Raw genomic sequence first — 20972 nt, 5'->3', positions numbered from 1 at the left:
TTTTGAAAAACAGGTATAAGTACTTGATGGTTGGGATTTATTTAGTGGTATAATTGTTTTGAAATAAATATTTTATCCAGAGTATGGATTTCCGTAAAAAGGGGAATCATTAAGTGATGAAATTTGTTATAATAAATAATGAATAAAAGTTAGCTTTTTAATGATAAGAAAATTTAAAAACAAACTCTATTAAAAACGAACAAATCAAATCTGTATAGAATTGGTGTTAATCAATTTAAAATAACTAAACATTAAGTAATCAAATAAGAAAATATTAATTATATGGATGGACCAACATTTGACATTTACAATCTTGACGAAACTAGAGAAAAAAAACTATGGGAAAATGCAGTTTTCGTTTTTGACTCATCAGCATTATTAGATTTCTATTTTTTACCTATAATTACAAGAACCAAAATTTTCGATAATCTTTTTACATCAAAATTAAAATCTCGATTATGGATTCCATCTCACGTTAAATTTGAATACGAAAAAAACAGGCAGAAAATAATTACAAAACCAATTTCAGAAAATTACAAACCTTTAAAAGATGAAAATTTAAAATTTATCAAAACATCAGTAAAAGAAATTGAAAACCGAACAATTGATTTAAAAAATAAAACTATTAAAGATGACAAACATCCTCATATTCCACAAGAAGATATTGAAAAATATCTAATATTGATCGAAGAGTTTAAGAATGCTTCATCTACTTTTGAAGATTTAATTTTAAAGAAAATTTCTGCTGTCGAAGCTGAAATAAAATTGCTTCCAGAAAACGATGATGTAGCCAAAGCAATTCATGAACTATTCCAAATTGGAAGATATTACACATTCGAAGAAATAATTGAAATAACTAAAGAAGGAAAACATCGTTTCGAGTTTTCAATTCCACCTGGATATGAAGATTTAAAAGATAAAGACAAAAAAGGCACCCAAATTTTTGGAGATTTAATTATATGGAAACAAATAATAGAATTTGCTAAAGAAAATAATAAACCTATAATTTTTATTTGCAATGATGTAAAAGAAGACTGGTGTTATATACAAAAAAACAATACTGAAAAACGAATTGAAAGACCAAGAGAAGAATTAATTAAAGAAATTTACGATAATGCTAAAGTGGAATTTTGGATGTATAATCAACCTCAATTTCTACATAAATCAAACCAGTATTATGAAGCAGAAATTGAAAAACAAAACATTGATGCATTATCAGAATATATAGTAAATAGAAATGGCAAATTAGAAAGGGAACTTGTTTTTGAATGCAACAATTGTGGCTACACTCATAAATATTTAAATGAAGATTTTAAATTTCATTTCGAATGTATTGATAGTAACGAACGTAATATGGGAAGGGAAAATGAATATGAAGCATCTGAATATGTAGAATGCAACGATTGTGGAAAAATAATAAATTTAAAGTTTACAATATGGGAATATCCTTTAGGCATACAAAATTACGAAGAAATAGAAATCCAAGGTGCAAAATTAATAAGCAGTTTTGATATTATGCTAGATTTTGAATCAACACAGCAGGAAACCTGTGCAAAATGTGGAAATTCATTTAATGACATTCATCATATTAATATCTGCGATGATTGCGAAAAAGAATATGAAAATTAAAATTTCATTTATTATAAGATAAGTTAGTATCTCAAATTCAATGGAATTATACAACCTTAATAAGATTAAAAATGAACATTCACAGTAGTATATTAAAAGAAACTTTACTAAAAATATCAAATACAGCTTATGATTTTCTTGAAGTTTTTGACACAAAGGAAAACAAAATAAGACAAGTTCATGAAGATGCTATTAGCAGTATTTTGTTAAAAAAAATTGCCAAACTCTCAGATCAAGGAATATATGTTAAAACGAAAAGCTTAGACGTTTTGGAGGGTCAAACGGGAATTGATTTTGATATTTGGATTGGAGAGGATGATAAAAATTACATTCGCTTCGTAGTTCAGGCAAAAAATTTTGGAAACCAAACAAGTTTAGATGCCAAATACATTATTAAAAAAGAACAATGTGATAAAATTATAACTTTTGCAAAAAAAGAGCATACGGCATTTCCTTTGTATTTTTTATATCAATTTATTGATGACAAAAGTTTAAAATCTAAGCATTTCTCATTTTTAGAAGAATTTGAGAACTCAAATTCTAGTATAACATTTACTTCTGCTATTAATATTCAAAAGCAAATTGCAGAAAACAAACTAAAATTTTCCGACATACACAAAAATGATTTTGAACGTACCTGGAAAAATGATATTTATAAATTATTCGAAAAAGAGAAAGAGAATATTGCTTTACCATTATATTTATTATATGATATTTCACCCAGTAAAATAAAAAAATTCCAAGAATTAATTTCAACAAAAAATAATTCGTTAGGATTTTTCTTCTTTTTCTTTTTTGAAGGATCACCTTTTGAAATACATAAGATAACATCTAAAGATATAGAAGAAAAATATGGAAAAAACACTTCAGAAAGATATTGTCCTGTTAAAAACCTAATAATTATAAATGATAATTATAAAACTATAAGAGATAGAACCAAAACAATAAATAAAATTATGAAATAGTGGAATTTAAATTTCTTTTACTTAATAATAACTTTTGCAAATTCTAAAAACAGAAAAGAGACTTCATCACAAAGTCTCTTTTCTATTTATATCTTCTTAAACAATTATTTCACTTTAAATAATTTCTCTAAATACTCCACTTTTTCTTTTTCCACTTGAACTAAACGTTCGTAAAGTTCTACCACTTTATCAATAGGATTAAATGTATATTGATCATAACTCCCAAATGCACCATGACTGCTAGTGAAAGCCTCAGCATTAAAAGTGTTGAAATAATTAATTACACCTTCATCACTATAACTTTTAATAGCTTCTGCAGAAACGCCTAATGCTTCAGCAATCGTTTTTAGTTTTTCGTCATCAATATTTTCGCTTCCTTCAATGTTAGAAACAGATTGTTGGCTTAAACCAAGTGCAAATGCAAGTACTTCTTGTTTCATACCTCTAAGTTCTCTGATTCGGCTAATATTTCTGCCAATGTGTTTTGGTTTTGTTGCTGTGCTCATAGTTCAAAGATATTTAAAATTCCGTTAGATTTTCGGTTTTTGTAAAATACAAGTCTGTAATTGTGAGATACAATTTTCAGTTAAATGCGTACTTGTTTTGTATGAAACAAAAATACAATTTTTTGGACATAATAATTCAGAGTTCTACTAAAAGACATTTATTTTTAATGCTTATTATGTAATTAAGTTTTACCAAAAATTACACACTAAAAATCTTCCACATCTCTTTTAAGACTTGTATAATCTCAGGATTTTTATTTACCATAAATTTTCCTCAAAAAAAACACTCCCTAAACCAATTTTTCTTACATAAATAATTATATTAGCCCCGCCACTAATCGTTAAAGTAATTGTAGAAAAAATGACTCTTTTTAATTTCCTATTTAAAAATTCAGATTTAGAATGTCCGCGCTGTCAAGGGAAAGCATTTGTTGACTGGGAAGATATACGTCGTTTAGATAAAATCTTAAAATGGACGCCCGCTCCTTGCGCTTATTGTTTAGGCACCGGAAAAGTCACTAAAGAAATACTTTTAAAAGTTCCTGTTGACTATACTTATCTCACAATAGATTTACCGGAAACAGAAATGGACAAAATAAAAGAAGGTGACGAGGAAACATTAGAGAAAGGACGAATACATGAACTTTTTTTGGACGATCTTATAAAATATGTCGAAAATCATCATGTAAATAATAAAATGGATGCCGAAAGTATTGCGAATTTATATTTAAGTACCGAAGATGAAAATGCTTTATTTTCGCTAGAAAGAGAAAATCTGAAATTATATATCGAAAAAATCATTGAATTGAAAAAAATTGAATCAAATCAAAAATAAAACTATGCTTTTGCCATTTGATTGCAAAAAATAACCAAAAACAGGTATAAATACGCATTGCCGAAACTTTATTTAGTGGTAAAATTGCGGTAAATAATTTTTACTTAAGATACATAGTTTTCCCGAATAGGAAATTTATAAATGTTGTCATTTTTTTTTGGAACAATTAAAGTGAGATTTCTAATCGATGCCATCGATTAAAGATCTCACTTTTTATTTTAATTATTTTCTCCTTAGAACATGAGCAAACTCAGAATCATAGCAACTTTAAAAACTAAAACTGCGAATTAATCCTGATAGAACCTTTAACCAGTGCAAGTGACTTGATACTTGTTATAGGGAACTCTAATGTTTGATGTTCCGGGTTTTGAGCTACAAACAGCACATGCGATTCGCGCTCAGATTGTTTCAGGAAGCGGGTAAAAAAGTATTCGTTATCGTCATTGTTGACATATATAAGATACATTTCGCCCCAGATGATATTCTGTTCCAGATTAAATATCTTTTTGTACACCACAATATCACCACTTTTTAAAAGCGGATGCATACTATCGCCAGTGACGTATAATGCACCATCGCAATTAGAAATTTTTGGAATTCTGATAAGGTCAACAGGTTTCTGATTTTCGTTGTCTCCAAACAAATCTATAATTCCTGCTGTGGTCTGAATATCATAAAGCGGAATCTCAGGATTATCGATTGCTTTTCCTGTTTTTTGATAAAGTCGGTTATTTTTTTCATGCAAAACATCCCATTTTATCATGTTTCCGTCACCGGTCATGAGCCATTCAATATTGATGTCCCTGTACCTGTTTAAGATATTTTCTAATTTATCGATCCCGATTGTCTTATTTTTTTTCAGTTGACTCGCAAATGAACCATTAGACATTCCAACTTCTCTTTCCAGAACACTGACTCTAATACCTTTATAATCAAGATATTGTTTAATTCTTTGTATTGTATTTTCTGCCATAAAGCATTTTTTTTAGAAAAAATCCTACATTTATTAGTTATTTAAGAAATATCTTACTATATTTGTCTCATTGATAATACAAACAAAGCGATGGGCAAAAATATAAAAACTAAACCGAGTTATAACCAAGAAATCCTAAAGATTATAAAAAATAAGTACGGATATTCTGACGACTACATTCGCAAATCGATTCGTGGCGATCGTGTGGGGCATATTGCAGATATGATAAAGGTGGAATATAACAAGCTCAATAACGAATCAAAAAAAGCAATTGAAACTAAAGCTGAACAATTAAAAAATCAAAAACCATAATAGTAATTCATAAAATATTTACAAAAATCTTACGCACGAAAATTAGTAACTAATAAAATTTCCTTTTTTTTAAAGCATGCATTCACAGTCAAAATATATTACAGCAATTTTTTTTAAATTCATGTTTCTTTTATTGCTGTATTCAATGAGGGAGCTACTGACTCCCTCATTTATAATTCTAGTTTAAATTTCTGTCCTACTTAAATCCTGAAAAGGGGTTGAGGCACCGCAATAAGCACGCACAACATCTCCTATTATGTTGGGCTGCTTGCGGTGATTCTTCAAAAGCTGTCTGCTAAGAAGTGAGATTTATTTAGAAAAGTCTATCACAAAGTACGTGTAGCCTTAATGGGAGTTTGAAATGATACAAACGAAAATTCTAAGCAATATTCCCTAATCCGTCAGGAAATGGTCTATAGGCATAATAATGCAAAACTTCTTCAATAGCTATTTTTAAAGCTTCATTTATTGGAAGCAAAATAACACCCATTCTTAAATCAATTTGTGTAAGCTTCATATAATAGTCGGTAAAAATTGGTACGTATTGTCCTTTCAGGATTAGTTTTTCGGCTGCATCGAAGTTTTCCTGCTGTTCTTCTTTTATAATTTTACAAGTCGCTAATCTTAACTTTCCGTATTTATCTGTGTTTGCGGCATAACCAAAAAGTCGGCAAATTAATCCACGATAACGATAATCGCTGCAATTTCCTTTATGATGTTCTAAAACAGAAAGCGGACGATATAACAAACAATTCTTTGTAGTTGCATTGTTTAAAAGTACTAAGGTTTCATCGGCTTTACCATTTAAAAATAAATGAAACGCCCAAGGCAAAAATTCTAATGGCGACGCTTCTATATTGGGAGTAGAACAACATTTACCACAACCAGCATTACAAGATATATGTGTTGCAGATTTAAAACCAGCAATTTCAATTTCAAGACGATCAAATAATGCTTCAACCTTTTGAACTTTATCCTCTATTGTCATCCTTTTTTTGGTAAGGTAGACTAATAGAAATAGCTCAAGCCACAAATGGACTTTATTGTGACGAGATTTGGCAAAAGCTTTTATGCTACAAAGTTTCATATTCTCACAGAAAAAACCTTTGTATCTTTGAATCTTTACCGCTTTGAACCTCTCTTTTACTAAACCTCTGAACGTCTTTTAAAATAAGTAATTGCTCCGCTTGACCACAAAGCCACAAAAATTAAAACGGGCTGAAAAAACAATCTAATCAAACGAGCCTGATCTGTGTCAAGTCCAAAAGCACTTGTTCCGTTTAAATATTGGGCTATATTTCCAGGAAAAACCATAACGTAAAATAATGCCAATGCAATTCCTACTTTTACTTTGTACTTCGTTAAAAATACCATACAAAGACCTAACGCGATCTCTACTATTCCGGAAAGTAGTACGACAAGATCTTTTTCGAGCGGAATCCAGTTAGGAACTTGTGCCTGAAAATCATCTCTTTGATATGTAAAATGACCAATTGCTGCCAGTATCATAAAAATTCCCAATAAAATTCTGAAGAAATTTTGCGTCTTAGATGTTTGTACATTTTCCATATTGAATAGTAATTAGCTTAAGGTTTTTGGTTACAATTTTTAAATTAAGATTATTCTTAAAAACAATCCATCCAAATTTACAATAATCTCAATTACGTCCTTTGTAAAGTTTCTCTATAAATGTTGTGTAATATCCATGTGATTGATATACTTTAAAATTGCATCTGTTTGAATCTGGATCTCCTAAATAGAAAATAACTAAACTTTAATATAAAATGAGTCTAAAATCAAATTTGGGATGCTATTTTTGTTTTCTGAAAATACCGCAAATTAAAGCCCAAAAATCTGTATGACACGAGAACACTACATTCCCTTTAACAAGGAATTTTTACTCGAACAACAAATAACTTATTTCGCTGAAGATCAAAAAAAAGTCGACGATTTCAAAAAATTATTTGATATCATCGAACATTATTTTCATTATGAAGCTTTTAACCTCAACCGAAACTTAAAACAGCATTATGCTTTATTTGATCCGGATTTAAGTTTAAAAGAGCGTCAGGGATTTGTAGGAAAAAGTGATTTCAGGGTTTTTAAGGAAACACTTCGCACAGTTTTAGAACAAGGCAATTATCGCAGAATCGATGAGGAAACTTTAGACAAAGCCTTTGAAGATTCTGACTTAATAGGATTGCGCCTTTCAATAGATTTTAATGCTTTTAAGGATTACGAATTATATGTTCGCGGTCATCATCAGGCGAAGGAAAAAGTCAAAAAATATATCTTCTGGAAAAAAGAAATTGAGATCGAATATTATGATCGTGTACTGATTTATCTTAATTATAATGAGGAAGATTATCTGAACGAGAAAAAAGTCAAATTAGGAAAAATGCCCATCGATCCGGGAACTATTGCCTTAAAGATTTTTAAACGTGTTCCTAAAAATGATATTGAAACAATTTTCCCAAACGCGATTCCAAGAATGTCTGCCAAAGACAAATTATTCTTTTGGGTTCCGGGTATTGGCGGCGGAATTTCATTATTAAGTACTACCGTAATTCCAGCATTAATAGGTATGTATGGAGCATACCAAACCGGCGAAACGATTGATTTACTAAACAGCAAAGCTTCATTAAATCAAGGTTTAATTGCTCTGGGAATATTGTCTTTGTACTTATTTCGCCAGTACAGCAATTTTGTAAACAAGAAAATTAAATATTCAAAGATACTTTCGGACAGTCTTTATTTTAAGAATTTAGGAAATAACAGTGGTGCTTTTTACTCCTTATTAAATTCATCTGAAGAGGAAGTTCTTAAGGAAACCATTCTGGCATACACGTTTTTGTACAGAAGCGAAAAACCATTAACGGCGCAGGAACTTGATGATGAAATTGAAAACTGGTTCAAAACTAAGCTCAGCACAGATCTTGATTTTAATGTTAAAGATGCTTTATCAAAATTAAAAAATATAGGTCTTGGTATAGAAAAAAATGGCAAATGGCAAGTTATAGCTTTAGAGAAAGCCCTTATTACCATTGATGAATTATGGGATAACGTTTTTGAATACAATCAAAAATAGATTTAGTTCTATTTTTTAAGGCAGAATTACCATAACTAATAATGCCAGAAATGAAGCAATTAAAGTAAAAATAATCAACGCGCCAAAAATCAATTGCTGGTTTTCTTTTTTACTTTCACGATTGTAATTATTATAATAATCGTATTTTCTTACTGCTCTATTATCCTCTTTATTTTCTAAAATAATAGAGAGCATAATTGGCGCTGATTCTTTTAAATTTTTTGGATACATAATTTTGGTATTTTGATAGTGATTTTAAATCAGAACAAAATTACATTTAGAACAGATAAAAGAGCGCCACTATAAGTTTTTAAAATATCAAAATAAGATTTAATCTAAGTTTCCTGTTTTTAAATCTAAAAAGAACTTTTACGAGTTTTATAAGTTTCGAAAGTCGTAAAATTTCAGAATCTCCTAAACATTTAAAAGTAGAATATTCAGGAGCTGTTTCCTGCTATCCGCTTGTATCTTTTATTACTCCCCGAAGCTTCAGGGTCGCCATAAAAGGATACCGCTTCTATCAGGGCTATAATTTAGTTTTCATACTATCTTAAAGCTTGCATTTTGTGTCTTTAGGTACTCAATGTTGGTAACTAATAGGAATCGGAATAAATCTAAGGTGGCGCAGGTACGCAATAGTTATCATTTTGTTGTGTACCTACTGCACGCCAACGTATTTCTAACGTTTATTAAGTACCAACATTGATTGCCTAACGCCACATTTCGATTTTGGTTCGCTTTGTTCTAATTATCAAAAAAAGTTTAACTCAATAACATTGCCCGTAGGACTACATTTAATTTTATTGATTTTTTTCAGACAGTATCCATATCCAAAAATCTAACGTAATAATAACCTTACTTCTTTATATATTTTTTAAATTTGTAAATAAATAAGCACAAATATATCGTTCGAATTATGATTTTAATTTCTTAATTCGTTGTAAATGAAAGCATACCAGAGTATCCCAAATCAATATGTTAATCTAAAAGACAACACATGAAACTTACAAAATTTTTAAGTGAACAAGGTTATGACATTATCGAAGGTCCTGTTAGAAACCATAAACCTTTGCAATTATGGCTTAAAAAACCTTTTGACGAAGCGCAGCTTTATTATGCCAGTATTGAACATGCATTTACAAGTAATGTTGCATTAACCGAGATTGAGAATCCGGCTTTAAGTATAAATTCTACTCAAAAAGATGATTACGGTTTTAATATTGGGATTACATTATTACAGGAAATTCTGAAAACACTTGGACTGGGGACATTCGAAATCGCAAATACTATTAAATCCGGAAAAACTGTTACAATCAGTTATGATAATTCGGTAACAAAAGAATATACTATTGGCAATATCGAAGATTATTTATTCTCGGCAGATTTTCTGCATCCAAATCCTTCTTTATTAAAAAATGCAAATCGCAATTATATCTTAATTGTAACAGGAACTGTATTTGCAAAAAACCTTATTGTTGATATTGAAACCGATTTTACTTTAGATAATAATCTAATTGCCGGTTTAAACGAAGTTGCAAGCGGAAAACTTGATTTTACAATGGGTAATCAAAATAAATTAAGAATGGTTTCTAATGCCGAAATTCATTTCCCGATTGCCGTTAAAGCAAGCAGAATTGATTTTGACAGAAGCCGATTTCAAAAATTAATTCTGGTAACAGATACTAATAATATCTTTTAACCTGAATTTGTTTTACAAAACACTTTTTGTAATGCGCAAATGTTTCCAGACTTTGCGCATTTGTTTTTTAATGCTTTTTGATCCTGAAGAAAAGAGCGCAACTTATACTTAGCAAAAAGAAATTTTATTAGATTTACATATATCTAAACCCAAAACAATGAGAACATTAGACCAATGGTTTGAAGAATATGCTGTAAGTCATCAAAACCCGAAAAATAAAGCAATACATTACATTTGCGTTCCTGCGATTTACTTTTCTATAGTGGGATTATTAATGAGTATTCCCAGTGGCATCATTGCAAATACACTACAACTAAACGCTCCAATTATTGAAAACTGGGCGGTAGTTGTGCTCCTTTTTGTACTCATTTTCTATATTCGATTATCTGTTTCTATGGCATTCAAAATTGCTATTCTGTCGGCGATTTGTTTGGTGGTTAATTATTATATATCAAAGGTTTTTCCGTTATGGATTTTCTCTATTGGTGTTTTTGTGATCGCCTGGATCGGGCAATTCTACGGACATAATATTGAGGGCAAAAAACCTTCTTTCTTAAAAGATCTTCAATTTTTAATGATTGGTCCGGCTTGGGTTGTCGAGAATATATTTTCTAAGAAGTAAATAATTTTTCCAGAAAAATAACCTTTTGATTAAGAAAAACGCCATATAAAAATTTGACCTTTTTTCTTATATCATTTAGTGACGTATTACACTAATATTCACAAATTTCTTTTCTTTATAAAAACCATAACTTGATAACTTACAATCAAATACACCAAGAACATGAAAATTGATGATCACGAAATTAAAATTGAAAGTTATGATATTTTCACTTACAGACGAATCAGACGTGCTATTGGATATTTAGGAATAAGTCTCCCTATACTTCTGGTTGGACTGTCTTGGATTTCATTATTCAAAACCGCTGTTCAGCCTTCTATAAGTGATTATTATTATACTAATTTAAGAGAAATCTTTACCGGAACTTTATCTGCCGTTGGGTTGTTTCTTATTTGTTACAAGGGACACGGCAATCATTCAATCTGGAAAAATGATAATTTACTTACTAATATTGCCGGAATAATGGCTTTGGGCGTTGCATTGTTTCCAACCAATCCTGATGATTTTAAAGCTAAAATTTACACTCTTATTCCCTATTCCGCAAAATGGTTAGGGTGGCTTCATTATGGTTTTGCCGCTCTCTTATTCTTGATTTTTGCTTTATTGGCAATTAATGTTTTTACAATTGGACAGGAAAACGAAACCAGAACTCCTAAAAGTATTCTGAACGAAAATAACATTTATCGCTTTTGTGGCTATTCGATTATCGTTTTTATCATTATGGTTCCAATAGCTGAAACTTTTGATTTGTTTAATTATTCTACTTTGGTTCTTGAGGCTCTTTCGCTTTTTGCTTTCGGAATCGCATGGTTAATAAAAGGTCGTGCATTGGGAGATAAAGGCGTTATTGGACAAAAACTCTATCAGGAAAATAACCCTGTAGATACTGAAAAAGTCTTTGAGGAATAACTTTTTTTTTCATCAGAAAATAATTAAACCGCTATTCTGATAAATCCATTTTTAATTTAAAGAAACCAAATGTTGATTCAATCTGAACCTTAACATTTGATTTACTTATTTTAACTTTTGAAAAAAACTTGAAGGTGAATATCACCGAATAAACTATAATTTTGCATCAAATAAAAATCTGATGAATCTATACGAACTTACTGTAACTGATACCGAAAAAATAGTATTAGCCGATTTGCTTTTTAGTGATGAAAATAAAATTGCTTTAACGCAGACTATTAAGGAACATCAGTATCTGGAAGAATTAAAAAAATACAATCTTAAAGTAGATAATAAAATATTACTTCACGGGCATTCCGGCTGTGGTAAAACGACTACGGCAAAAGCTATTGCTACTGCATTGAATAAAAATATTGTAATTATAAATCTGAGTACATTAATTAATGCGCGAATTGGTGAAACTTCTAAAAATGTAAAAGCCATATTTGATAAAGCTATCAGGGAAAAGGCTGTATTATTTTTAGATGAATTTGACCAAATTGGTAAAAGCCGGGATAGTGATGATAAAGATGTGGGTGAAATGAGACGTCTTGTCAATACGATTATTCAATTAATTGATTATTTCCCCACTGATAGTTTGCTTATTTGTGCAACAAATCATTATCATTCTATTGACACTGCTTTGTTGAGAAGATTTCAATTGCGTTTACAATTTGAAATGCCGAATGAAAGTGAATTAAATCTTTATTATGATAAATTGCTCTCTGCTTTTCCTGTTCATTTACAATCAATTTCACGTAAATACAATATATCTTATGCCGAGGCTAAAGATTATATTAATACCACAATGAAGAAACAAATAATTGCTGAATTAGAACTTGAAAAGTTATTATAAATATATATTGTATTTACTGAGAAAAGACTCCGAAGTTTTTAATTTTTAATAGATTACCGAAAAGCAAAGCTAATATTTACCTATTCTTTTGTATTAAATTTTTTAAGCATATTAAAATCGGACACCTAACAAAAAATCATAATGATTATATTAAAATTAGAAACATGTTATTGCTATATTCAAATATGAATCTTTGAAAAAAGGCCAAATGAAAAAGGCTAAGAAATACATAACATATTTCTTAGCCTTTAATAAGCAAATTTAATTTAATTGTGTTTATTTCATTTTGTAATTCAATCCTATTTCAAAAGTATTGTTTGCATAGGCACCCAACCTTCCAAAATATTTAGAGTAAGCAAGGAATACACCTAAATCGTTAAGCGAAATTCCAAATGCTGTTGAAACAATACTATTAGTATGGTAAAATGCAGATACATTCATCTTATAATCCGGAAAATTAAATCTTGCTCCCATATCTAAAATATCTTTGTGACCTTTAATACCTCTATACGCTAACAATGGCTCAATATTTAAATTTTCATCGTAGTTCGATAATAATATCTTATAACTCACGGCTGAATAAAAAGTAGATCGATCTGCGTAATTTTTCACACCATTATCGTTTTCATAGAAAAGATTATGAAGTTTTGGTACTGATGCCTGAACTGTCCATAACCTACTTGTGTAAGCGATACCCAAATCAGCATCTAATTTTGCTGCTTCATTAAAATTCTGTAGCACAACATCATCTTTTTCCCCTGTCGCTTTACCGTAATCAATTGAGGCAAATTTTGCACCTGCAGATAATCCGAAATGAATTTTGTCTTCAACCCCTATCGGTAAGTGATAAGCAAAGGTTCCCATTATTCTTGTTCTGTTAATTAAACCGGCTCTGTCACTATTAACGTTTAGTCCCAGCCCTGTTCTGTTTCCAGAATTGTATTCGAAGGTGGCATTCATTAATATTGGATTCCCCGGAACTTCATCCCATTGTCTCTGGTAACCTAAGTTCAGTTTTACTCCTTCCTCTAACCCTGCCATAGCAGGGTTGTTAAGATACTGGTTTTGAAAATACATGGACTCGTATTCTGTTAACTGCGCATTTGCAGAGTTTGTTCCCAAAAGAATCAGGAACATAATCACCTGTAAATAGATCGTTTTTATTGATTTTATTTTCATTTTATTTATATCTGTGTATGGTTATTTCTAACCTTTTTTTTAATATTTTTTTCTTTGCTCTAGTATGTTAGTTTCTAAGAATTGAAATAAATCCTTTTAGTTTAGGTGAACCATTTCCCAGATCAATTAAATAATAATAAGTATCCTCGTTAACCGGAGATCCTTTAAAAGTACCGTCCCAATCATTGTTATAATTATTTGCAGAGTAAACTAATCTTGCTGCTCTGTCAAAAACTTTAACTGAATTGTTTGGATATTTATCCAGACCATTAATTATCCAATAGTCATTTTTACCATCTCCGTTTGGAGTAATAAAGTTATTAGGCACAATTGCTTGCGGTGTTGGAGCTGCTCTGTTTACAATAACTGTATATGTTTCTTGTGTACCATCTTCAGCAGTAACCACTACTGTAATTATGTTGTCTCCTACTTTTAAATCAATTGGAGCTGTAGGATCAATAACTACTCCGTCAACTACCATTTCTACTTTTGCTTTTGGATCTATAGGCACAGGATTAATTACAATTGAGTTTGTCTCATTTGGCACATCCACTTTATAATCTTTATAATCCGTATTAAAAGCCGGGCTTAAATCACCCTCACTTAAACTAATATCTGCTAAACCTGCATCATAAATTGGTGTAGCATCTTCTCTTGTAACAATTATAGTATACGTACTAATAGTTCCGTCTTGAGCTGTTACTACAGTCGTGATAATATTTTCACCAACCTGTAAAGGAATTTCTCCAGAAGGAGTTCCACTAGGCACTTCTTTTCCATTAACTGTTATCGTTGCTGAAGCATCTGTATTAGTTGGCTTAACTTTTATGCTGGTAGTGTCATTAGGCACTATAGTTTTATATTCAAGAGTTCCCTCTGTAAAAGCGGGGCTTAAAGTACCTTCACTGATTGCTAAATCTGTCAATGCTGAATTATGAGAAGGCTCTCTTGTAACTATTACTGTATAAGTACTAATGGTACCATCCTGAGCTGTAACTGTGGTAACAATCTCATTTTCACCAACTTCTAACGGGATTTTATCTGTAGGGGTTCCGCTAGGTATTACTTTTCCTTTTATTGTCACTACTGCTGTAGGATCTGAAGTAACAGGCGTCAATGTAACATCTGCAACTTCATTAGGTACTGTAGCAGTATACTCTTTAGTTCCTTCTTCAAAAACAGGGCTTAAAGTTCCTTTACTTATAGCTAAATCGATCAATCCTGCATTATTAGATGGCTCTCTTGTAACTATTACTGTATAAGTACTAGTAGTTCCATCCTGAGCTGTAACTATAGTTGTGATTTTGTTTTCACCAACAACTAATGGAATTTTATCTGTAGGAGTTCCGCTCGGCACTTCTATTCCATTAACTGTTATCGTTGCTGAAGGATCTGCAGCAATTGCTGTCAATGTAATATTTTCAATGTCATTAGGTACTGTAGTTGTATAATCTTTAATTCCTTCTTCAAATGCCGGGCTTAAAGTACCATTACTAATAGCTAAATCTGTTAAACCTGCATTACTGGATTTAATTACAGTTAAAGTTCCTTTTTTAAAGGTAATCGTGTAATTTAATGACGTGGCTTCATCAACTGTAATTTCGTATTCTCCTACTGCACTTGCTTTTGTTGCTGTAGTTGCAATTGTTGCCGGAGTAGTTAAATTTGCTTCGGTATCTCCATTTACAAACCCATCATAACTTACTATTAAAACAGGATTCTCAACACCATACTGTCTTTCCTTATTCTCTGCAGTAATAATTAAAGCAGCAGGAGTAATAGTTAATGCTGTATTTGTTCCGTAAGTAATAGTGTAATTTGATAAAACTGCTCCACTAACAGTAATTGGATAAGTTCCTACTGCACTTGCTTTTGTAGCTGTAGTTACAATTGTAGCCGGAGTAGTTAAATTAGAAACAGTATCTCCATTGACAAACCCAACATAACTTGCTGTTAAAACCGGATTATCTGATCCGTAAACTTTACTATCACTATTTGCTGTAATAGATAAAGCGGCTGGAGTAATAGTGAATACTGCATTTGCTCCGTAAGTAATGGTGTAATTTGATAAAACTGCTCCACTAACTGTAATCGGATAAGTTCCTACTACACTAGCTTTTGTTGCTGTAGTTGCAATTGTAGCCGGAGTAGTTAAATTCGCAACAGTATCTCCATTGACAAATCCAACATAACTTGCTGTTAAAACAGGATTATCTGATCCGTAAACTTTACTATCACTATTTGCTGTAATATATAAAGCGGCTGGAGTAATAGTGAATACTGCATTTGCTCCGTAAGTAATGGTGTAATTTGATAAAACTGCTCCACTAACTGTAATCGGATAAGTTCCTACTGCACTTGCTTTTGTTGCTGTAGTTGCAATTGTAGCCGGAGTAGTTAAATTCGAAACAGTATCTCCATTGACAAACCCAACATAACTTGCTGTTAAAACCGGATTATCTGATCCGTAAACTTTACTATCACTATTTGCTGTAATAGATAAAGCGGCTGGAGTAATAGTGAATACTACATTTGCTCCGTAAGTAATGGTGTAATTTGATAAAACTGCTCCACTAACTGTTATTGGATAAGTTCCTACTACACTAGCTTTTGTTGCTGTAGTTGCAATTGTAGCCGGAGTAGTTAAATTCGCAACAGTATCTCCATTGACAAACCCAACATAACTTGCTGTTAAAACAGGATTATCTGATCCGTAAACTTTACTATCACTATTTGCTGTAATATATAAAGCGGCTGGAGTAATAGTGAATACTGCATTTGCTCCATAAGTAATGGTGTAATTTAATAAAACTGCACCACTAGCTGTGATTGGGTAAGTCCCTACTGCGCTTGCTTTTGTTGCTGTAGTTGCAATTGTAGCCGGAGTGGTTAAATTCACAACAGTATCTCCATTTACAAATCCAACATAACTTGCTGTTAAAACAGGATTATCTGATCCATAAACTTTACTATCATTATTTGCTGTAATAGATAAAGTGGCAGGAGTAATAGTGAATACTGCATTTGCTCCATAAGTAATGGTGTAATTTGATGAAACTGCTCCACTAGCTGTAATTGGGTAAGTTCCCACTGAACTTGCTTTTGTTGCTTTAGTTGCAATTGAAGGTGCTGTAGCTAAATTTGTAACAGTATCTCCATTTACAAATCCGATATAAGTTGCTGTCAATACAGGATTATCCGATCCGTAAACTTTACTATTATTCTCTGCTGTAATAGATAAAGCTGCAGGAGTAATAGTTAATAATGCACTTGTAGCATAAGTAAAAGTATAATTAGATGCAGTTGCTCCAGCAACTGTAATTGGATAAGTTCCTACCGAGCTCCCTTTTATTGCTGTCGTTGTAATTGTAGGTGCTGTTGTTAAAACTGATTCTGTATCACTATTTACAAAACCAGCATAACTTGCTGTTAAAACCGGATTATCTGATCCGTAAACTTTACTATTATTATTTGCAGTAACAGTAAGTAGTGCCTTATTCACCGTACTCGTTGCAATTGGTAAATTTACATTAGCTGTTCCTGTACTACTTAAAACTAAATTTCCAGAATAATCACCTACGGCAATTGTACCTTTTAAGCGAACATATACTTTTGTTTCTGCAATATCACCCGCTGCTCCTAAAGTAAGTGTGTCAGAAAAAGTATCTCCATCTGTACTTACTTCAAATGCTGCAGGCGGAGTAACTAAAATTCCTCCTACCATATCAGTACCTTTTATAGTAAAATTATTAGATCCTAATGATGGTGTTCCATAAGTACTAATTAATCCTGCTAAGCCATTAGTATCTATTACTATTGTTGGTCCAACATTTACAATACCATTATTAAGAACAAAATAGGTATCATTTTTATTAACTGCGTTTGAATTTCTACTACCCCAAGATCCACCAGCTCCAGGTGTATCTCCCAGTTTTATAGTTTTTGCCTTATGTACCAAATTAGCAGTCAAATCTGCAACTACTCCGCTTGCGATAGAAAAAGTTTCATTTATGGTAGTTTTTTCACCAAAAGTTTTAGTTAAGGTTCCTGACAACGTAAGATTATTATATGTTATCGATCCTGTTCCTAAATTTTGTGCTCCTCCATTAAACTCTACTGTACCAGTTCCCGAATCAAAACTACCTCCATTACCTAATACATTTCCTGAAATTTTTAAAATACTTGAACCCGCATTTAATATTCCCTGAGTTCTAGTCCAGTCAGAAGTAAATGTATGAGTCAAACCTGTTCCAAGATTCAGTGTTCCTAAACCATTAATTGTTAACTTCTTCGTGTTTATATTTCCAACAAAGGTGGCTATACCTGCATTTTTAATCATAGAAACTCCTTCTGTAGATGTAAAACTTGCGATACTCTGATTAACACCACCTGTTAAATAAACAAATTTATCAGTTGTTAAAGATCCTCTATTATTAATAAAATCACCTCCTAAATAAAGTTCAGTATTAGTAACTACTAAAAATGCATCTTCATCCATAATTAACGGTACACCATCATTAAATCTTTTTTCTGTACCATTTCCATTTATAGTAACAACGCTTACTGCAGGATTAGCAGTAGAAACTTCAACTCCTCCACCAGCCACAAAAGGAGAAACCCATTCTGGACCAACTGTTTGAGATGATAAACTACTGTATTTTAACGCCGCATTAGCGCCATAAGTTGGTGGCGAAGAAGCTGTTGCTGTTCCTGACATAGTAAGAGTTCCATTTACAATTACTTCAGAAGTTACAATTGTTTTGACACCACTACCCGAAAGAGTTAAATCATTATAAATATATGTACCAATTATACGTGGTCCTGCACCACTATAATTTACAGTTCCTATTCCATCGGCATTTAACGTACCTCCAGTCATCATACCTCCCATTTTTAAAATACCCGCTCCGGAAAAAGTAACGTCATTTTGAAGGGCAGTTCCGGTCATTATCACATCTCCAGTAACATTTACTGTCCCCGTACCAATTTTTAAACTGCAATCGCTGGTATCACCACCATTACTATTCATAATTATTGATGCAGGAGAAAAAGATCCTGATTTTACGGTAAGAACCACCACACTCCCCGGAGTCGAATTTGATAACTCAAGAATAGCACAAGAAGTTCCGGCTGCATTTATTACCGGCTGATTAGTTGCATTTGTTATTAATACATTTTCGCCAGCGGTTGGTTTTCCAACAGGACTCCAGTTTGAATCAGTTTCCCATGCAGTACTCGTAGCACCTGTCCAGGTTTTTTGCCCATACCCTATATTAAATAGAAGAAAGGCCAATACAATAAGTAAGTTTTTGTTCATTTTTATTTTAATTCTATTCATTTTTGTTTTAAATTTTCATTCATTTTTGCTAATTTCCTAATCATCTTTTTTTGTTTTTTTAACTCATCTCATTTGTTTTTAATTTATTTATTTACTCCTTTCCCAAACTTAAGACCAACACAATTTTTAAAACAATTGCATCGACCACTTAATTTAAACTCCTAAAAAAATCTATTCAACTAAGTGCTTCTTTTCCACTTTGCTTTTCATTTCACTGCGGAACTGGATACTAATTATTATTTGAATACTGACTAAATTCAACAATTTAGTACGCTTTTATTTTTACAAAAAATCTTTAAATACTATTCGCTGATACTTCACAATAAATCCATTGCAGACTACAAGTCACAATTGATAATTCTAAAAACAATAATTAATTATAAATTTATTTTACACTAAAAAAGAAGCGACGATCATAATACGCTGATTGCAAAATAATTGTGACTAAATGTTAACAAATCCAATAGATATAAGGGTTAACAAAATTTCAAAGTTCAAATATTGCAGCTATTAACAATTATTATTGCCTTCAAAAGTTTTTAACCTGACAGATAAAGACATTTCTTACAAGTTTTGCTTATAAAGCAAAAAAAACACCTGTAGTCAGACTAGTTTTTACAGTAAATTAATTTATAGCATAAACTTTCGTAGACATGAAGCTGCTATATGGATTGAAAAAAACAAAAAAGATTTAGGAGTATATTTTTGACTTTTTAGAGCAATCATGAAAGAGCAAGTCGGGCGAAAGAATAAATTTGATAAGATGAGTTATTTAAAACACACTACTAATTGTTGTCTTAAAAAAACAATATATCTTCTAAAAAAATAGTTATATATTAGCTATAACAAACCAATAATGCTCTAAGTATTTAATAAACAGTAGAGTTGAAGTTATTATTATGGTACATTATTTAGTATTGTGAGTTGTATATTTTAAAAATCTAAACCTATAATTGAAAATTATAAAAAATGAAAAAAACAGTAATTGTTGCACTATTAGGAATTGTTTTCTTTTCTTGTAAAAACGAAAAAAAAGTGGAGAGCACTGAAAACGCTGAACAAAAAACAGAAACACCAAAAACAGAGACCACGAATAATGAAATAATGTCAACGGGAATAAACTGGGATGAAATACCAGATTTAAAAGATATTGGTAATTTTCCGTTTATTACTGCACCAACAGGTCTTAAGATCGCAAATGAGAAAAATGGCGTTTCAGAGTTTTTTGACTATGAAACCATGGAAAACTTTTTAGGCAATACTATCTATACAGCTGAGGGCAAACTGGGAATTCTGGTTTTTGAAGGATCAGAAGGCAAGGATTTTAATCAAAAGCTTTTTGACAAAAGTGTTTACGACTATTTAGACAAAATAGGTGCAAAAAAATTATATAAAGGCAATTTTCCCGAAGATGAAAATCAAAAAGCCAAATTGGAAAAAAATATGTGGAATGGAAAGCATGGAACAAGAGGTATTCTGAGAGAAAGCGATTCGCCATTTGCTGTATATGCCTTTAAAAACAGCGGTAAAAAATACATTCTAAACATTCAATCCAACTCAGCGCAAGGCAATGTTTTTATAATGGAACTTAAAGATTTTGAACAAACCATTAAAAAATATTCGGCAGAACAAATGAAAATTGATATTGATAAAACCGGGAAAGCAATTTTGCATATCAATTTTGATACTGATAAAGCTACTTTACAACCTGACGGACAAAAAACTGTAGAGGAAATTTTGACTTTATTAAATGCAAATCCAAACCTTAAGTTATCAATAGAAGGACATACAGATAATTCCGGTACTGCCGCAAGAAACCAAAAACTTTCAACCGACAGAGCAAATACTGTAATGTATGCTTTAGCAGGAAAAGGAATTGATATAAAACGATTAAAAGCAACAGGATTTGGTTCACAAAAACCTTTGAAAGCTAATGACACTGAAGAAAATAAAGCAGAAAACAGAAGAGTCGAATTGGTCAAAATTTAATAAAAGAAAATTAAAACACAAAAAAAGCCTGTT

Annotated in this window: 17 protein-coding genes; 10 read left to right on the top strand and 7 right to left on the bottom strand. The window is 31.3% G+C overall.

Annotated features, from left to right (window positions below; translation table 11 throughout):
- Nucleotides 1–282: 282 nt before the first annotated feature.
- Both ACHRVX_RS12135 and ACHRVX_RS12130 read left to right on the top strand, forming a co-directional pair.
- The gene (locus tag ACHRVX_RS12135; RefSeq protein WP_395332518.1) at nt 283–1629 is read left to right on the top strand and encodes a PIN-like domain-containing protein; all 1347 of its coding nucleotides are present in this window, start codon (nt 283–285) and stop codon (nt 1627–1629) included.
- Between the two features lie 71 nt (nt 1630–1700).
- Complete coding sequence (locus ACHRVX_RS12130) at nt 1701–2594, top strand: hypothetical protein (RefSeq protein ID WP_395332516.1); 894 nt, start codon at nt 1701–1703, stop codon at nt 2592–2594.
- 104 nt (nt 2595–2698) lie between these two features.
- Here ACHRVX_RS12130 and ACHRVX_RS12125 read toward each other — a convergent pair whose 3' ends face one another.
- Nucleotides 2699–3100 (bottom strand): helix-turn-helix domain-containing protein, encoded by a 402-nt coding sequence (locus tag ACHRVX_RS12125; RefSeq protein WP_395332514.1) that lies wholly within the window; start codon nt 3098–3100, stop codon nt 2699–2701.
- Nucleotides 3101–3461: 361 nt separating this feature from the next.
- Here ACHRVX_RS12125 and ACHRVX_RS12120 point away from each other — a divergent pair, with 361 nt between their 5' ends.
- Nucleotides 3462–3935, top strand: a complete 474-nt coding sequence (locus ACHRVX_RS12120; protein WP_395332512.1) for a hypothetical protein — start codon at nt 3462–3464, stop codon at nt 3933–3935.
- A 274-nt stretch (nt 3936–4209) separates the two neighbouring features.
- Here the strand turns inward: ACHRVX_RS12120 and ACHRVX_RS12115 are convergent, their stop codons facing one another.
- Entirely contained in the window at nt 4210–4908 is a 699-nt protein-coding gene (locus ACHRVX_RS12115; protein WP_395332510.1) for a helix-turn-helix transcriptional regulator, read from the bottom strand.
- 90 nt (nt 4909–4998) lie between these two features.
- Here ACHRVX_RS12115 and ACHRVX_RS12110 point away from each other — a divergent pair, with 90 nt between their 5' ends.
- Nucleotides 4999–5220, top strand: a complete 222-nt coding sequence (locus tag ACHRVX_RS12110; RefSeq protein ID WP_395332508.1) for a hypothetical protein — start codon at nt 4999–5001, stop codon at nt 5218–5220.
- A 379-nt stretch (nt 5221–5599) separates the two neighbouring features.
- Here the strand turns inward: ACHRVX_RS12110 and ACHRVX_RS12105 are convergent, their stop codons facing one another.
- Entirely contained in the window at nt 5600–6208 is a 609-nt protein-coding gene (locus ACHRVX_RS12105) for a YkgJ family cysteine cluster protein (RefSeq protein WP_395332506.1), read from the bottom strand.
- A gap of 158 nt (nt 6209–6366) precedes the next feature.
- Nucleotides 6367–6789, bottom strand: a complete 423-nt coding sequence (locus ACHRVX_RS12100) for a hypothetical protein (protein ID WP_395332504.1) — start codon at nt 6787–6789, stop codon at nt 6367–6369.
- A gap of 289 nt (nt 6790–7078) precedes the next feature.
- Here ACHRVX_RS12100 and ACHRVX_RS12095 point away from each other — a divergent pair, with 289 nt between their 5' ends.
- Nucleotides 7079–8308, top strand: a complete 1230-nt coding sequence (locus ACHRVX_RS12095) for a TMEM143 family protein (RefSeq protein WP_395332502.1) — start codon at nt 7079–7081, stop codon at nt 8306–8308.
- Between the two features lie 15 nt (nt 8309–8323).
- Here the strand turns inward: ACHRVX_RS12095 and ACHRVX_RS12090 are convergent, their stop codons facing one another.
- Nucleotides 8324–8539: a hypothetical protein gene (locus ACHRVX_RS12090; protein WP_395332500.1), complete on the bottom strand. Its 216-nt coding sequence runs from the start codon at nt 8537–8539 to the stop codon at nt 8324–8326.
- Nucleotides 8540–9305: 766 nt separating this feature from the next.
- Between ACHRVX_RS12090 and ACHRVX_RS12085 the strand changes: the two genes are divergently transcribed.
- From ACHRVX_RS12085 to ACHRVX_RS12070, 4 genes are all read left to right on the top strand, one after another.
- On the top strand, nt 9306–10007 hold the full coding sequence (locus tag ACHRVX_RS12085; protein ID WP_395332498.1) for a hypothetical protein: 702 nt from the start codon (nt 9306–9308) through the stop codon (nt 10005–10007).
- A 157-nt stretch (nt 10008–10164) separates the two neighbouring features.
- Complete coding sequence (locus ACHRVX_RS12080) at nt 10165–10629, top strand: DUF962 domain-containing protein (RefSeq protein ID WP_395332496.1); 465 nt, start codon at nt 10165–10167, stop codon at nt 10627–10629.
- Nucleotides 10630–10791: 162 nt separating this feature from the next.
- Complete coding sequence (locus ACHRVX_RS12075) at nt 10792–11538, top strand: hypothetical protein (RefSeq protein ID WP_395332494.1); 747 nt, start codon at nt 10792–10794, stop codon at nt 11536–11538.
- A gap of 181 nt (nt 11539–11719) precedes the next feature.
- Nucleotides 11720–12433 carry an AAA family ATPase gene (locus ACHRVX_RS12070; protein ID WP_395332492.1) on the top strand — a complete coding sequence of 238 codons (714 nt, stop codon included), beginning with the start codon at nt 11720–11722 and terminating at the stop codon, nt 12431–12433.
- Nucleotides 12434–12709: 276 nt separating this feature from the next.
- Here ACHRVX_RS12070 and ACHRVX_RS12065 read toward each other — a convergent pair whose 3' ends face one another.
- Nucleotides 12710–13612 carry a PorP/SprF family type IX secretion system membrane protein gene (locus ACHRVX_RS12065; protein ID WP_395332490.1) on the bottom strand — a complete coding sequence of 301 codons (903 nt, stop codon included), beginning with the start codon at nt 13610–13612 and terminating at the stop codon, nt 12710–12712.
- Between the two features lie 67 nt (nt 13613–13679).
- The gene (locus ACHRVX_RS12060; RefSeq protein WP_395332488.1) at nt 13680–18950 is read right to left on the bottom strand and encodes an MBG domain-containing protein; all 5271 of its coding nucleotides are present in this window, start codon (nt 18948–18950) and stop codon (nt 13680–13682) included.
- A gap of 969 nt (nt 18951–19919) precedes the next feature.
- Here ACHRVX_RS12060 and ACHRVX_RS12055 point away from each other — a divergent pair.
- Nucleotides 19920–20939: an OmpA family protein gene (locus ACHRVX_RS12055; protein WP_395332486.1), complete on the top strand. Its 1020-nt coding sequence runs from the start codon at nt 19920–19922 to the stop codon at nt 20937–20939.
- Nucleotides 20940–20972 lie beyond the last annotated feature (33 nt).

Source organism: Flavobacterium sp. FlaQc-47, from assembly GCF_044006475.1.
GTDB lineage: Bacteria > Bacteroidota > Bacteroidia > Flavobacteriales > Flavobacteriaceae > Flavobacterium.
Note: the sequence above shows the minus strand (reverse complement) of the source record. Positions and strands in the feature narration are given on the sequence as shown.